This is a genomic window from Frankia sp. RB5 (genome assembly GCF_059816245.1).
Genome location: NZ_JCBATA010000015.1, coordinates 1 through 15,194, shown reverse-complemented (window position 1 = coordinate 15,194; position 15,194 = coordinate 1). Strand labels below are relative to the sequence as shown.

Below are 15,194 nucleotides of genomic sequence, written 5' to 3'. Positions count from 1 at the left end.
GGTCGCAGACCATATTGGGGTCGGGGTCCTCGGTGGCTCTGGTCGGCCGGTAGCACATGGACCAGGAACCGCCTTGCGCCCGGTCGGCCGCTCCGTTTCCGTAGGCAGAGGCAGACGACATCTGTCGCTGACGAACAACGCTCCGCAAAATGCCCGATGAGTATCGCCGGAGTCACCCAGCGTCGGGGCCCTTCCTCCGCGGACCTATTAGGATATCGATCATGCGCGCGGTCGGGGTGAATACCTGGGGTGGACCCGAGGTCCTCGAAATCGTCGAACTGCCCGAACCACATGCCGGCCCGGGGCAGATCCGGTTGCGCGTCCACGCGGCGACCGTCAATCCCGCCGACACCTTGATCCGCAGCGGCGCGCGCGCCGACCGTATCGGGTCAATACCCCCTCCGTACGTACCTGGTATGGAGGTGGCAGGGATCGTCGACGAGATCGGTGACCGTACGGACGAGCTGCTGACACTCGGCTCGCCCGCGATGGCGATCGTGTTGCCCCTCGGCTCCTACGGCGCCTACTCGGAGTACGTCGTGGTCCCGAAGGGTTCCGTCGCGCCTGCCCCGGCCGGAACCGATCTCGTGCACGCGGCCACTCTGCCCATGAACGGATTGACCGCGCGGCGGGCGCTCGACCTGCTCGATCCGCCGCCTGGTGCAACCGTGGCCGTCACCGGGGCGGCGGGCGCGTTCGGCGGCTACTTCATCCAGCTCGCTGTGAACGCCGGACACCAGGTCGTGGCCGATGCCTCTGAGACGGACCGGCAGTTGGTCGCCGACCTCGGTGCGCACATGGTCGTTTCACGCGGCGCGAAGGTGGCAGAGCACATTCGGCAGGTCGCCCCGGACGGCGTTGCTGCCCTGGCCGACGGGTCCGTGCAAAAAGAGGCCGTGCTTGCCGCCGTTGCTGACGGCGGAGCGATTGCGTCAGTGCGGGGCCCCGCCGGTGTCACCGAACGCGGAATCCGGTGGACACCGGTGAGCGTGTATGACGTCGCCGAGGACCGCGCTCGGCTGGACGGTCTCCGCGTTCTCGTCGAATCGGGTGCCATCACACTCCGGGTCGCAGCAAGCTGCCCGGCCGAGAAGGCGTCGGAAGTCCACGAAAGACTGCAGCAGGGCGGCACTCGAGGACGATTCGTCCTCACCTTCTGAGAGCCTGTCCTGAATCTTGATCTTATGGGCCGCTCGCGGCCTATCCCGGACCTTCGTGGCGTGGTGACGTGAACCGCGAGACGGGCTGATCGCGGAAGGAACTCGGGACGATCTCGCCGCTATCCCTCCGACATATCGACTGCGGAGTGAATGTACGTCGCGCCGCTGCTGCCGGCGCCGAACACGGCCCGCCTAGAGGCACGATCGGCGCGATATCGTGGAAACGATCCCGTACGTGGCCGACAACGGGGTCATCTGACGGGCGCTGCCGGCGGACTTCTCGCGCTGGAAGAACGTCTACCGATTCTTCGACCGGTGGAAAACCAAGGCATTGTCACCCGCGTCCACGACGGGCTGCGCGACCATCTTTGCTGGGCCGAAGGCCGCGCGTCCGAGCCGACCGCCGGCGTAATCTGAAGACGAGCGCGAGCACGACCCCGAAGATGATGACCCTGCCCTCGCCGAACCTGGCACCCCACACGTGATGACGCCGAGCGCCACCAGCGCGTATCGCGCCGCGAGTGCCGGGCCAAGAACCGCGAACTCGGTGAAGGTGCTCCTTGCGAGGTATGCCTCTGGGGCTGTTGGAGCCGTCGCCGGCTCCCACCGCCAGAGACGACGCGGGTGAGTCCAGGATCCTGGATACAAGATGGAGTCGGTTGCGACTGTGAGCCATCCCCGGGACATGCGATCTCCCCGACACCCGGGCAACACCAGGCAAAGGCTACCTGCGACTAGCATCCTGGACTCAGGATGCTAGTAATGCTACCGTGCGGAACCCGGCAGCGGCGGCGTAGCCGGGCTCTTGGGCCGTCTGCGCCTCGCAACCCAGTACCGAACGTCAGCGGGAGGCTCTATGATCAGAAACGTTTTGACACGCGGCGCCGACAATGGCCATTTAGACCGAAAGCCGTACCGGCGCTCGCTGGTCGCCGCGGCCGCGGTCACCTCGGTCGCCATGGCGACGGCAGCCGCCGGGTGTTCCTCGAACGACTCGTCGACGAACGGCGGCAAGTCGCCGATCAAGGTAATGGTGATCAGCACCCTCCAGTCCCCGGCTTTCGGCTTCCCCGAGGCTGTCGACGGCGCGAAGGCCGCCGCCGCCAAGATCAATGCCGCTGGCGGTGTGGACGGGCGTCAGATCGAGATTGAGTCGTGTAACGACCAATTCGACCCAAATGCCGCGGCCGCGTGCGCCCAGAAGGCGGTGAGCCAGAAGGTTTCGGGTGTCGTCACCGGGTACACGCCGTACGGCTCGAAGATCCTTCCGGCCCTCCAGGCCGCGAAGATCCCGTTCGTCGGGCTCATCCCAGGTACCGACACCGAGTGGAACAGCCCGGCCGCGTTCCCGTTCGGCGCGGGCAGCACGGGCAACCTGGTCGGGGTCGCGATCGAGCTGGCCGACCAGAAGTGTACCAAGGCGGGCGTCATCACCGGCGTGGACTCCACCTCGAACGCCACCGGCGAGGCAGTGAAGGCGGCGTTCAAGCAGCGGAACGTTGACGTCGTCTACACGACGACGATTCCTCCGACCGCCGCCGATGTCTCGCCCCAAACGGCGGCCCTGGTCAAGGCCGGAGCCAAGTGTGTCGTCACGGTCATCCCGCCGGCCGTGAAGCTGAGCTTCATCAAGGCCGCGTATGCAGCGGACGACTCGATGCTCATCGGACTGAGCGGACTGGACGACCCGGCGGCTGCCAAGCTCGGTCCGGCGAGCAAGAACCTCGTGAAGGGTGACACGGTCTATCCGGCCACCTCCGACCAGCTGAAGCCCTTCGTCGCCGACCTGCACGCGTTCAATGCGTCAGGCGTCGTCTCCACCTGGTCGCTCAACGCCTACACCGGTGTACAGGCCATCGCCCAGGTCGCCGGAGGCCTGGACAAGGTGGATGGAGCGTCGCTCACCGCGGCTCTCAACAAGGCGGCCGTGACCCTGACCGGCTACCCGAAGCCGGTCAACTTCTCGAAGCCTTTGGCGATCAAGGGTATCACCCGGATGTTCTCCACGGATGTGGTCACGGCATCCTTCGACGGCGCGCACTTCATCGCCTATCCGCAGCCTGTGAAGAATGTTCTCAGTGTCATGCAGGCCATCGGAGGCGCCTCCTGAGCCCCGGGATCGGCCGTTACGGGCGCGCGCCCGCAAATCACTGGTGACACGGGAACCTCCGAGTCGCTGTGCTGATCCAAGGCACACGACCCGGAGGTTGCCCATATGACCAGAACCGTGCGGGGCGGTGGTGCAGCGCGCCCGGCGCGGGGCGTCTCACGACGAGGAGCGGCCAGTCACCGTCGGCTACCTCGCCCAGAACGAATCCGTCGTCAGCCCAGTTGAGGGTCTGCACGCCAGGCCGGGGCTCTCATCCGTCAGGTCGCGGCTGGCTCTCGGGTCGGTGGTCATCGAGGTCCAGCAGAGCGGCAGTTCCGCTGTCCAGAGGTGGCGGTCAAGGATACCCCTATCGGGTACGGCGCGGATTCCAGATGCCATCAGCCTCCCGTTCCCCCGCCGACCAGCCAGGTTTCAGACCAGTCTCGCCATCGCCAGGGGAGCTTCCATGCGTGCCTACCGAGTCACTTCGCCCGGACGGTCCGAACTCGTCGACTGCCCGTTACCCACTCTTGGCTCAGGCGAGGTGCTGCTGCGCGTGCAGGCGGTCGGCCTGTGCCACAGCGACGTCTTCCACCGGCAGGCTCCCCCCGTCCTTCGCCAGACCCTGCCGGTCACCCTGGGCCACGAGGTGGTCGGCGTCGTCGAGAAGGCCGCCGCAGACGTCACCGACTGGCGGCCGGGCACGAGCGCCGCGGTCTACGTGCTGGTGGGCTGCGGCCGCTGCTCCGCCTGCGCGCGCGGCGAGGACAACTTGTGCCGCACCGGCTACCGGGGTATCGGCACGCACCTGGACGGCGGCCTCGCCGACTATATGGCGGTCCCCGCCGGCAACCTGGTCGCCGCCGACGGGATCGACCCGGTTCTCGCGGCGCCGATGACCGACGCGGGAATGACCGCCTACCATGCGGTCGCCTCGGCTCTCGGACTGCCGAGATCCTGGGATGTCGGTCTCGTCATCGGAATCGGCGGGCTCGGCCATCTCGCGGTCCAGATTCTCGCCGCCGCCAAGGCTGACGCACGGCTCATCGCGGTGGACGTGGACCCGGCCAGGCTGGAGTTGGCGCGGCGGCTGGGGGCCACCGACACCGTGCTGGCAGGCCACGACACGGCCGCCCGGGTCACCGAACTCGTCGGCGGCCGTGAGGTGGACGCCGTCCTCGACTTTGTCGGCACCGACGGGACCATCGAGCTCGCCGCAGACCTGACCAACCGCGGCAGCGCCATCGTCGTCGCCGGCCTCGGCGGCGGCTCCGTGCCCTTCGAGGCGCAGCTGGCGACCCGGGTGAGCCCCGAGGTCACGCTGCGGCGGGTCTCGGCAGGCAGCCGCAATGACCTGCGCCACGTGCTGGACCTGGCCCGCGCCGGTAGGCTGCGAGCCGAGACGGTGCCCTATCCGCTGGAGAAAGTGGACGAGGCGCTGGCCGCGCTGGAGGCGGGCACCGTGCTCGGCCGCGCCGTGATCACGATCGCATGAACGGACTCGGACTCTCCTCATGGGGTTGGACACACCGGCGGCCTCGGGCATTCGACAAGGGCGACCGACGGTCGTGAGACCCGGTGGGAGGCATCCTTCGCACGGCCAGCGGGCACGACCGCCGTGGCCCGCGACACCGTGGCCGCAGTCTCGGCCGCCCTGCGACCGCAGCCGACGCCAGCTGAGCACGCGCCCTACGCACTCATCGAAGGCACCAACCAGATCCGGCGCGCATCATGTCCCGCCACCTCCTCAAGGGCTACCCGGAATCCCGAGTCCGGCGGGGGCTTTGGCTTCCTCGCGTGCCCAGCATCACCGAGGGCGCAGAAGCACGCCGGCGACATCCATCGCTCGCGAGCGGGCGGTGACAGGAGTCGGGTGCGTACGGCGTGGCCGCGGCCGCGGTCCGCCGGATCGCGGCCGCGGCCCGGACAGGCCGGCCGCCACCGCGGCCAGACGAACGTCATAATCCTGGCCGCGGGCCCAGCAGATCATTGACCGGCGACGCGGTCTCCGCACCATTCATTGGTGCCGGCGTCACTGGGTACTGTCTCGAAACCGGTCCCGGCGGCGTTGACGCGCACGAAGAAGTAGCAGTTGGGGCGGCCCCCGAGTGGTTCGTTCAGATTCACCGGCGATGGAAGCAGGCCGTCCGCGTCATATTTGGTCGACCGCAGGGCATCGATGAATTCTTGACGCGTCGGGCAGGATCCGGCGGCTTCGAGCCCGTGGAGGAATAGGTCCGCGGCGATGTAGCCGTCCATCGCGAAAACCTGCGCGGCGTTTCCGAGCTCGGGAGCGTAGTGATGCATGGCCTCCTGATACTCCCCCATCTCGGGAGTCTTCTCCTCGAATGGTTCGTAGTAGATGGAGACAGACATTCCCGCGATGGCGGGACCATAGCTCTCGACGAGGGCGCGGTCATATCCCGTCGGGCTGAAGGCGGCCTTGAATCCGATGTTCGCCGAGCGGAGCGCCGCGACCACCGACGCCATCGCGGAACCCGACACGGCGCCGATGAGCACATTGGCACCGGAGGCCGCGAAGTCGGCGGCCACCGCGCTGGGAGGCGTGACACCGTCGCTGAACTCCGCGCGTCCCACGACTGTGATGTCCTGGGAGGCGAGACTGGTGACCAGATTTCCAGCAACCTCGGTGGAGGACCGCGACAGTGGGGCAGTGAGTACGAAAGCCTTCGTGCCGCCGGACCTCCGGGCATACAAGCCAAAGGTCGTAGTAGCCTCGCCGACATATGGGAACGCCACGGCGACCATGTTCCGATGCAGCGCCCAGGCAGGTTCGACCGCGGAGCCGATCACCGGAACGCTATTCTCATCCAGGTACTAAGACAAGGGTCAAGCCAGTGCCTGTCATCGCTGCCGGCCGTCTCCGTTGCTTGCTTCCACCCATCGGTGTCCCTCCCAGTACCTGCCAGCGAATGACTCGCGACGGTTGCGCGAGATTCGCGTGTGTGGTGGCCGCCCTGGTCCGCGGGGTGGCAGCGCGTGAGCGGCACGTCGAAGACCGCTTGCACCACTGGCGTGGCAGGGCTGCCCAGGTCATCGGTTGCGCCACCGTGGCGAGCGCTTCTGTGCGAACGCGGCGAGTCCCTCTCGCATGTCGTCGCTGAGCAGGACCGCGTCGCGGGCCCGAGAGACATGCTGGACAGCGTCGTGGGGGTCGGCGATGCCGGCGGTCTCGTTCATCACCTGCAGCGAGGCGTGAACCGACGTCGGCGAGCTGGCGAGAATATCCGCGGCCAGCGTGCGCGCGCCCTGCAGTGCCGTGCCGGCCGGCACGACCCGGTTGACCAGGCCGTGGGACAGTGCCTCGGCTGCTGGCATACGTCGACCGGTAGTGATCATCTCGGTGGCGATCTTGATCGGGATAGTGCGCGGTAGCCGTACCAGGCCGCCCGCGCCGGCGATGAGACCGACTCGCGCCTCGCTGAGCGCGAAGGTCGCCGTCTCGTCAGCGACGACGAGGTGGCAGGCCAGCGCGATCTCGCAACCGCCGCCCATCGCGTATCCGTTGACAGCGGCGATCACGGGTTTCGTCATGTCGCGACGGCTGGTCAGACCGGCGAACCCGCTCCGAGGAAGGCTGACAGCTTCGCCTCGGGCGGACCAGACCAGGTCGTTGCCCGCACTGAAGGCTTGATCGCCAGCTCCCGTCAAGATCGCAACCCACAGGTCGGCGTCGGCGAAGTAGGCGTCGAACACCTCATCGAGTTCGCGGCTTGCGGGCGGATGTAACGCGTTGCGCACCTGTGGCCGGTTGATCGTGATTTCGAGCACGTGCCCGTCGCGGTGGACGAGCACGTGCTCGAAGTCGTCACGCAACACCGGCGCCCGCCGCGGAACGAGGCGGTCCATCGCCGCCGGGCTCGTCGCGACGCGGTTGCCGTTACCGAAGGCTCGCGCGAAGATCCGCTCGCCGATGGGCTGCTCGTCGCCGAGCAGCGCGAGCATCTCCTCGTCGCCCGCCACGGCGGTCGCCAGAAACCGTCGACCGTCCCGCTCGAGGCGGCCAACGACAATGCCAACCGGCGCGTCCGCGCGGTCGTGGCCGACAGTGAACGTCTCGATCGTGGCCCAGCCGTCGGCATGGTAGGCGACGGGAGCCGGGTCCCACGCGTCGATCTCGGCCTGCAGCCGCCCGCTGTCATCGAGCCGCCACGGGGTGGGCGCGGTGGAGTAGATCCCGACCGAATATTTGCTCAGCGCACCGCCGTTGGCGCCGACCAGACCGTAGGTTCCGGGCGAGGCCCGCATCGCCCGGACGGTCTCGGCGATGGCATGCATCGAGTAGTTGTTGCCCGCTCCGCCGAAAAACGGAAGTCCACCTGTCAGGGTCAGACCGCGCGGGTCATCCGGGCTAAGCCCAAGCCCGTCGCAGATGTTGAACACCGCGATTGGAAAGCAGCTGTACAGGTCGAACGTGGAGATCTGCTCCAGAGTCAGGCCGGCGACGTCGAGCGCGTGTTGGACGGCCATCACCGCCGCTGGGCTGGTCGTCAGGTCAGCACGATCGAGCAGGTCGCGCTCCCGCAGGTCGGCGTGGCCGTGCAGAAAGACCCACTTCTGCTCCGGCACGTCCAGCCGCCGCGCGGCGGCGACCGATGTGAGCAGCACCGCGGCGCCCTGGTTGACCTGGTCGCGCGCGATCAGGAACCGCGTGTACGGATCAGCGATAATCCGGTTGCGCACGGTGGGTGTCACGAGCTCCGCCGGGTTTCGCTCGACTGGAGCGGCCGCGAACCGATTCGTCGCGGCGACCCGGGTGAAGGGCTCGAACAGCCGTCCCATGGCTCTGGCGTAGGCCGTTCGGCTCAGCTTCAGCCTCGCCCGGCGGGCGTTCTCGAACAACGCGTACTGCCGCGGAGCGCCAGTCAGCTGGTGCTGCTGGAAATACCGCGTCACCAGGCCTTGTAGGCCGTAGCCGCGGTCCTCAAGATCTCCGCCGACGTGCTCGGTGAAGTCTGGCCGATCCTCGGTCAGGGCCAGCGCGCGCGCCGTCGAGATCGCCTCCGAGCCGAGCAGCAGGACCACCTCGGCCCCACCGGACGCGACGACCGCGGAGAACTCGTTGACCAGGTGCTGCGGTCCCTGTCCGCCGGACACCTCAAGCACAGCGCGTCGCGGGTCGGCGCCGATCCGCCGGGCCACCGCCCGCGGATAGTTGTCCGAGCGGCCCAGCGGCGCCCGCGCGTCCGGCGCGGATATCTCGAACTGACGCACCCCGGCCACCGTATCGATCACCGTTGGATCGATGCCCGCGTCCTCAAGAGCGCGGCGCGCGGCCGCCGCCGCCAGGTCGACTGGCGACATGCGGGCGTAGCCGGGTTCGTCCAGGCGTTCGGCGTACTGGCCGGCGCCCACCAGAACCGGCGTTGCGGGATCGAGGTCGTCAAGGTTCACCATGTGGGCGTCACCTCAAGAACCCCATCCTCGATAAGATCATCGATTTCGATGTCGGAAAGGCCCAGCAGTTTCGCGGCCAGCTCCCGAGTGTGCTCCGCGACGAGCGGCGCGGGGCCGACCACTGGATCCGCGACCTCGCGAAATCGGGCCTCACCATTCTGGGTGAGCAAGGGGGCGGCGAACTGCGGCTGCTCCTGGCGTACGAGGAACCGCCGCTCCACAAACTGCGGATCACTCGCCAGGTCATGGATACGGTGCATCTGCCCGGCGGGAACACCGTGCGCCTGGAGCACGTGGGCGACCTCGGCCGGTGACCGCGCCGCGGTCCACTTCTCCACAGCCGCCCGCAGCATGTCGCGGTGGGCATCCCGCAGCTGGGCCGTGATGAACCGCGAGTCGCCCAGCCATTCGGGATGGCCGATTGTCGTGGCCAGGCGTTGGAAAGTCTCGTCCCCGCGGACGTCGATGACACACCACTCGTCGTCGCCGGCGCAGGCGAACAGACCGCGCGGTGCGTCACCGCGCCGGTCGTTGCCCTCCGGTCGTACCGAGCCCGGCCGCAGATGCTCCTTCGCGAAGCTGCCAGCCATGTGCCAGCAGATCGTCTCGATCTGGGCCACGCTGGCCGTGCCGCCACGCCCCGTACGACGGCGGTTGATCAACATGGCCAGTGCGGCCGTCGCGCCGACCCGCGCCACGACATGATCAGGATAAACAGTGATCGCATCGCAGATTCCGTTTCCGGCATCCGGATAGCACCACAGGTTGCTCAGGCCGGCGGTCGCCCGCACAAGCGGCCCATAGCCAAGGCGTCGGCTCCATGGGCCGGTCGCCCCGAAAGCGCTGCTCTCCACAAAGATGATCTTCGGATTCACGGCGAAGAGGTCATCGTAGCCCAGTCCGAGCGATTCCATCGTCCCAGGCTTGAAGTTCGACACCACCACGTCCGCGTCCACCACGAGGCGCAGAAAGAGGTCACGTCCGTGTGGGTGCCGTAGATTGAGTCCCAGGCTTTTCTTGTTACGGTGGCCCCGGGCGAAACTCTCACTGACCTGGCCGCTGGCGTCACCTTGGCGACCGCCGTCGGGAAACGCCCTGTTCTCTATCTTGATCACCTCGGCTCCGTGGTCGGCGAACAGTCTGCCGATCTCAGCGCCGACCACGATGACACCCAGATCCAGTACCCGCAGCCCTCGAAACGGGTGACGTGGCGCCGGTTCATGCGCCGCCACGGCCGGAATCGCCGTCCCGCGGCGCGGCGCCGGGTCGTACGGAGCATCGCTGGCCGAATCCGCCTCGCGCCGCCAGATCTCGACGAGTTCGTCAGGATCGCACTCGCCCAGCGCCGGTGGCCCGGATCGGTAGCCGGCGCGCTGCCCATTGATCTCGACAAGCCCATCGGGGACGGGAACCGTCACGCCTGGCGAGAGCTCGATGGACCTGAACGCACCACGTGCCTGAGCGTGGCCGCTGGCCACGACCTCCGCCGTCTGGAGCAATGCCGCCGCAGGCACGCCGAACTCGACCGACTCCGCAATGATCTGGTCACGTGTTCGATCGGCGAACAGCGCCGAGATGAGTGGGTAGAGCTCGCCGGCGGCGGCGAATCGGGCGCCGAGATCGGCGTATCTCGGATCTGCGAAGCGTTCTGGCCCGCCCAGCCAACGCAACATCCCTCGCCATTGCCGGGGGCTCAGCACGCAGATCCGTACGAGGCCGTCGGCACAGCGGAAGATCGGGTATAGGTGACGGGCGTCCGGCCGCTCTCTCGGCAGGTCCTCGATACTCGTCCCGGCCCGTGCACTGCCCGCGATCCCATATCCGGGATCGATGGTCTGGGCGACGGCCTCCAGTCTGGAGAAATCCACGATGTCGCCCCGACCCGTGTCCAACCGGTTCGCGTGTGCCATCAGAGCCGCCCACGCAGCCTGCGCCGCGGCGCACTCGTCAGCGAGAAACTCGGGCGGCAGCAGCGGTGGAAGGCCAGGCAACCCCGATCTCGACAACAGTCCACCGACGGCCATCAGCACGTCGGGCGTCGCCGTCCAATCCCGATACGGTCCCGTCGAGCCGAAATCACTGATAAGGACTACGACGAGTGTCGGGTTGGCGGCGAGGAGGGCGTCCGGTGCGAACTCCTGCGTGGCGTGTTCGCCAGGCGACGAGGAATCGAGCACGATGTCCGCCTCGGCGAGCAGTCCGCGTAGTCGCGACCTGCCTATGGCCGAATGCGGGTCGAGCACGACCGACCGTTTGTTGATCGATCGGATGGCAAAATCCAGGCCAGCGCCAGTGAGAGGATCCAGGCGGCGAGCTGGTACCCCTCCTGGCGGCTCGACCCGAACGACCTGCGCGCCCAGCTCGCCCAGGTAGCGGCCGGTCGCCTCGCACCGTCCGTCCGTCCAGTCCAGCACTCGCACTCCCGCGAGCGGCAGGCCAGCGGGGAGCAAGGGCCCTGCCTCGAACATCCCACGTCCTCTCAGCACCCGACCACCCGGTCGCTGCGTTCCCACCAGACTCGGTTCCGCCTAGGTCATCCGGCGGCCGCCTGGTGAACGAGTCAGCCCTCGTTGCCGACCAGCTTCCGGTGACGCTCGACGATCTCCGTCTTCTCGATGACGTCGCTGTCATCCACGGCCTCGCGGTACGGGCACGCCACCGAGGGATCCGGCATGTGGAAGAAGCCGTCAGGTACAGGCCGCGAGCGCGCCGCGCTCCGGTCATGTACATCTCCGCAAATCTCGCATCCTGGACTCAGGATGCAGAGAGGTTATGCCGGCGCCGGAGGCAGGTCAAGTGCTCATGGTCCGGGAGCGGGCGCCACACGACGAAGACGATCACTTCCGTGAGCCGTCGCGGCGTTGGCTGCATCTCGGACCGCGGCACCCACTCGGCTGCCGCTCGGGCATCCTCCCCCGATACCGCCCCTTCCGAGCTACCGTCAGTCCTCGTCGTCATCGCGCCAACGCCGATGGATGTGTACACCACGCATTCCTTGTCCTCGACGCCGCACCGCGGGGTGGGGCCTCGTGCCTGTGCGCCACCGTCCAGTAATCCGACCGAACCGATCTACATCTAGGACCGTGAGTTCGGCCGGCTCGGCTACGGGCGCGCGAGATCATGGCGCCGACGGTCGATACTCTGGACGAAGACCTGGCCGGAGCCCGTCACCTGTGCTGGCAGGCTGCGGGCGCGGGCGGCGGCATCCTCGAACAGGGCATCGGCCCGCCTGACCGCGACGGCGGCGCGCAGTCCGGCCGCCGCCGCGGTCAGGCGCCAGGTCGGCTCACGATGGGCGATTACACCTCGGATTCACGCCTACACGCATGCCGGCGATGCCCTCGTCGGTCCAATCCAATGCACCGCCCCCGCAGACCATGAGGCCTGCAGACCACGAGCACAAAAGATCACTGACCGGCGACACGATCTCCGCACCACTTGGTGGTCTCGGCGTCGCTGGGTACTGTCTCGAAACCAGTTCCGGCCGCATCGACGCGCACGAAGAAGTAGCACATTCTGCGATCCCCGAGCGGCTCATTCAGGTTCAGTGGCGACGGGAGCAAGCCACCCGCGTCGTACCTGATTGACCGGAGCGTGTCCATGAATTCTTGACGCGTGGGACAGTCGCCGGCGCGTTCGAGCCCGTGGATGAAGAGGTCGGCCGCGATGTAGCCGTCTAGCGCGAAGGGCTGGGTGACCTTTGCTAGCTCGGGCGCGTAGCGATGCATTGCCTCCTGGTACTTCCGCATCTCGGGGGTCTGCTCCTCGAATGGCTCATAGTATATTGAGACCGACATTCCAGCAATGGCAGGGCCGTAGTGTTCCACGAGAGCCTGCTCATATCCTGTCGGACTGAAGGCCACTTTGAACTCGATATGCGCTGAGCGAAGCGCCGCCACGACGGAAGCCATCGCGGGACCGGAGACGGCACCAGTAAGAACGTTGGCACCCGAGGCCGCGAATTTAGCGGCGACCGCGTCGGGAGGCGTGATGCCGTCGCTGAAATCCGCGCGTCCAACGACCGGAATGCCCTGGGAGGCGAGGCTGGTTACCAGCTTTCCAACGACCTGATTGGATGACTGTGAAAGCGGGGCGCTGAGCATAAAGGCCTTGGTGCCGCCGGACTTGCGGGCGTACAGGCCAAAGGTCGTGGTGGCCTCGCCAACGTACGGGAACGCTATCGCGAACATATTTTTGTGCAGCGCCCATGCAGGTTCCACCGCGGAACCGATCACAGGAACATCATTCTCGTCGAGATACTGCGCCGACCCGGCCGCGACGGCGGTCTCCTCGATGAGACCGAAGACTCCTCCGCGCTCGACCAAGTCGTGGGCGGCCGCCGAATTTCCGCCTGGCGACGAGGCGTCGTCCCGCCAGTCGAGCACCACGCGGCGGCCGTGGATTCCGCCGTTGTCATTGGCAAGACCTATGCGGGCAGCTATTCCAGCGCGCACCGGTGACTCGGTCGACGCCAGAATGCCGGTATTGGGGTAGAGCAGGCCCAGACGAACCTCGGTCGGGCTGAACCCTGGGGAGGCGCACGCTCCGGTGGAGGAAGGCCCCGCCGAAGCAGAACAGCCTCCCACTAATAAGACAACGGCCAAGCCAGTGACTGTCATCGCGCCCGGCCGCTTCTGTCGTCTGCTTCTGCCCATCGCTGCCCCTCCGAATACATGCGGACGAAAGGCCCGCGGCGGTTCCGCGGGATTCGCATGTGTGATGGCCCTTCCCGCCCCACCTCACCGAGGTGACAATGCGTGATCGGTCGCGTCGAAGACGGTGCACCGATGGCCAGAAGCCGGCGATGTCGCAGGTCGGATCCAGGTTGCCCACCTCCCACGCACCTCACCATCCCACAATCCAGGATGCAGGATAGCGACAAGTCGGTAAGAGTAGGATGGGGGATCCAGGATCCGCAATGCTGCGATGGACTAGTTGATCCTCCGATGGTGGTGCGGAGTCCCTGTTGCATCGCTGCGCGCCAAGGAGGGTCAACCCGACAGCCCTGGCAGCTAGGGCGTTTCTCGTGGATCTTCGGCGAGCCAGATCATGATCGAGGCGATGATGACCTCGAAGAGCAGATCGGCGAGTTTGAAGCGGGCGTCGAGGTTGCCGGCGTCTGCACGTGCTCCCAGTTCTTCGACGTCGCGAAGTCCCACGAGCAGATCAGGGCGCCGTCAAAGTCAGGTTGTGCTGATCAGGTCGATGATCTGGAGGACGCGTTCGGGTCTGCGGGCGGTGGCTCGCATGGCCTGGGCGATGCTCTGGTGGCCCGCCGGGCGTAGCGCGCTGATCGCGGTGTCGCGGGCGATTGCCCAGGCGAGAGCGGCGTTGCCGGTGCGGACGGCGTGGCGGTCCTCGTCGAGCACGCGGTCGCGGACGTGGTGGACGGCCTCCACCGTCCAGTGCCCACGAGCCCGAGCGGCGAGGTGGCGGGGGTGGGCCTGTTCGGCGGGCAGGCTGGTGACCAGGTAGAACACCTCGTCGGACACTGTCGGCTTCGAGGTGACGGTCTTCTTGCGCCGGGTCCGTCGGCGCAGCTCGACGACCTGTTTCGTGCCCCGGAAACCGACGAGCGCCGGCGTGGTGACGGTCAGAGCCTTCAGCGAGCGGACCTCGGTCCGGCCGTGGGCCTTCTCGGTCGTCGTGACCAGGTCCGGTGACCGGTCCCAGGGCAGCCGGGTGAGGTTCGTGTGGACAGTCGACTGGTTTCCCTTGATCACGAAAAGCCATTGGCCGCCCCTGGACCGGATCTTCCGGGCGAGCCGGGTGTGGGAATGCAGCGAGTCCACCGTGACCAGGACATCGGTCAGGTCGAGCCGGCCGACCAGCGTCTCGACCGCGGCGATCTCGTCGCCGCCAACGACCCGCTGGTGGCCGGCGGCGATCCCGGTGTCGTGCCAGACCGCCTCGACGACCGCTTCCTGGCTCATCGCCCCGGTCTCGGTGAACGACCGGGCGCCCTTGAGGGTCTTCCCGTCGAGGGCCAGCCCCCGCGGCCCGGCCGGCGGGTCCGCCACCGCCGTGGCCCGGGCGATCCAGCCCGAGAGCGCCTTGTCCAGCGCGACCGGGTCAGCGCGCTCGACCAGGCGCCGGATCGTCCGCTCGGACGGCACCCCACGGCGCAGCCCGAAGGGCGGGGAGTAGGTCCACGGGCAGGTCGACCGCCCATTCCCAGACCGCGGCGAAGGTCTGCTGACCAGCCAGAACACCGGCGAACCACAGCGCCAGCACCGACGCCAGGCCGAAGCGGCGCCCGCGGCGCCGACGGCGGTCGCGCACCGCGCCCAGCGCGTCGAGCAGACCACAGGGCCGCTCGAGGGCCCTGCCCGCCAGCCGGGCCCGTTGGCCGTCGGGAACGAGGGCAGGCGACACTGAAGGCACGGACGCGGCCCCACTCTTGGACGATCATGATGTAGGAACCTCGATCATCCCGTGGGCGCCGCGTCCGCCCGTTCCGGGGCCCGCCCTCACCGCGCCGCCATAGCCGCTACCAGCCCCGCGACGCCAGCCGACACGCCGATCAC

At 67.6% G+C, this 15,194-nt stretch carries 10 protein-coding genes; 3 read left to right on the top strand and 7 right to left on the bottom strand.

Annotated features, from left to right (window positions below; translation table 11 throughout):
- Window positions 1-221: 221 nt before the first annotated feature.
- From AC6EXY_RS09955 to AC6EXY_RS09945, 3 genes are all read left to right on the top strand, one after another.
- Window positions 222-1,160, top strand: a complete 939-nt coding sequence (locus AC6EXY_RS09955; RefSeq protein WP_101829464.1) for an NADP-dependent oxidoreductase — start codon at window positions 222-224, stop codon at window positions 1,158-1,160.
- An 856-nt stretch (window positions 1,161-2,016) separates the two neighbouring features.
- On the top strand, window positions 2,017-3,270 hold the full coding sequence (locus tag AC6EXY_RS09950) for an ABC transporter substrate-binding protein (protein WP_101829463.1): 1,254 nt from the start codon (window positions 2,017-2,019) through the stop codon (window positions 3,268-3,270).
- 445 nt (window positions 3,271-3,715) lie between these two features.
- Window positions 3,716-4,744, top strand: coding sequence for an alcohol dehydrogenase catalytic domain-containing protein (locus AC6EXY_RS09945; protein WP_101829462.1), 1,029 nt, complete (start codon window positions 3,716-3,718; stop codon window positions 4,742-4,744).
- Between the two features lie 491 nt (window positions 4,745-5,235).
- On the opposite strand, the gene AC6EXY_RS09940 is transcribed toward AC6EXY_RS09945, so the two are convergent.
- The 7 genes from AC6EXY_RS09940 to AC6EXY_RS09910 form a co-directional block, all read right to left on the bottom strand.
- The gene (locus AC6EXY_RS09940) at window positions 5,236-6,084 is read right to left on the bottom strand and encodes an ABC transporter substrate-binding protein (RefSeq protein ID WP_101829461.1); all 849 of its coding nucleotides are present in this window, start codon (window positions 6,082-6,084) and stop codon (window positions 5,236-5,238) included.
- A gap of 219 nt (window positions 6,085-6,303) precedes the next feature.
- Window positions 6,304-8,667: an acetyl-CoA acetyltransferase gene (locus AC6EXY_RS09935; protein ID WP_101829460.1), complete on the bottom strand. Its 2,364-nt coding sequence runs from the start codon at window positions 8,665-8,667 to the stop codon at window positions 6,304-6,306.
- Window positions 8,661-11,135, bottom strand: coding sequence for a CaiB/BaiF CoA-transferase family protein (locus AC6EXY_RS09930; RefSeq protein WP_101829459.1), 2,475 nt, complete (start codon window positions 11,133-11,135; stop codon window positions 8,661-8,663). Before AC6EXY_RS09930 ends, AC6EXY_RS09935 begins: the two co-directional genes overlap by 7 nt.
- A 939-nt stretch (window positions 11,136-12,074) precedes the next feature.
- On the bottom strand, window positions 12,075-13,286 hold the full coding sequence (locus tag AC6EXY_RS09925) for an ABC transporter substrate-binding protein (protein WP_165818149.1): 1,212 nt from the start codon (window positions 13,284-13,286) through the stop codon (window positions 12,075-12,077).
- A gap of 393 nt (window positions 13,287-13,679) precedes the next feature.
- Window positions 13,680-13,826 carry a hypothetical protein gene (locus AC6EXY_RS09920; protein WP_165818148.1) on the bottom strand — a complete coding sequence of 49 codons (147 nt, stop codon included), beginning with the start codon at window positions 13,824-13,826 and terminating at the stop codon, window positions 13,680-13,682.
- A 24-nt stretch (window positions 13,827-13,850) separates the two neighbouring features.
- Entirely contained in the window at window positions 13,851-14,783 is a 933-nt protein-coding gene (locus AC6EXY_RS09915) for an ISAs1 family transposase (RefSeq protein ID WP_499817295.1), read from the bottom strand.
- Complete coding sequence (locus AC6EXY_RS09910) at window positions 14,740-15,042, bottom strand: transposase family protein (protein WP_499817296.1); 303 nt, start codon at window positions 15,040-15,042, stop codon at window positions 14,740-14,742. The genes AC6EXY_RS09915 and AC6EXY_RS09910 overlap by 44 nt, the downstream gene beginning before the upstream one ends.
- Window positions 15,043-15,194 lie beyond the last annotated feature (152 nt).

What these genes read in the sequence shown, in the direction of transcription:
- AC6EXY_RS09955 (WP_101829464.1), top strand. Translation starts at nt 222, where the DNA reads ATGCGCGCGGTCGGGGTGAATACCTGGGGTGGACCCGAGGTCCTCGAA.
- AC6EXY_RS09950 (WP_101829463.1), top strand. Translation starts at nt 2,017, where the DNA reads ATGATCAGAAACGTTTTGACACGCGGCGCCGACAATGGCCATTTAGAC.
- AC6EXY_RS09945 (WP_101829462.1), top strand. Translation starts at nt 3,716, where the DNA reads ATGCGTGCCTACCGAGTCACTTCGCCCGGACGGTCCGAACTCGTCGAC.
- AC6EXY_RS09935 (WP_101829460.1), bottom strand. Translation starts at nt 8,667, where the DNA reads ATGGTGAACCTTGACGACCTCGATCCCGCAACGCCGGTTCTGGTGGGC.
- AC6EXY_RS09930 (WP_101829459.1), bottom strand. Translation starts at nt 11,135, where the DNA reads ATGTTCGAGGCAGGGCCCTTGCTCCCCGCTGGCCTGCCGCTCGCGGGA.
- AC6EXY_RS09925 (WP_165818149.1), bottom strand. Translation starts at nt 13,286, where the DNA reads ATGACAGTCACTGGCTTGGCCGTTGTCTTATTAGTGGGAGGCTGTTCT.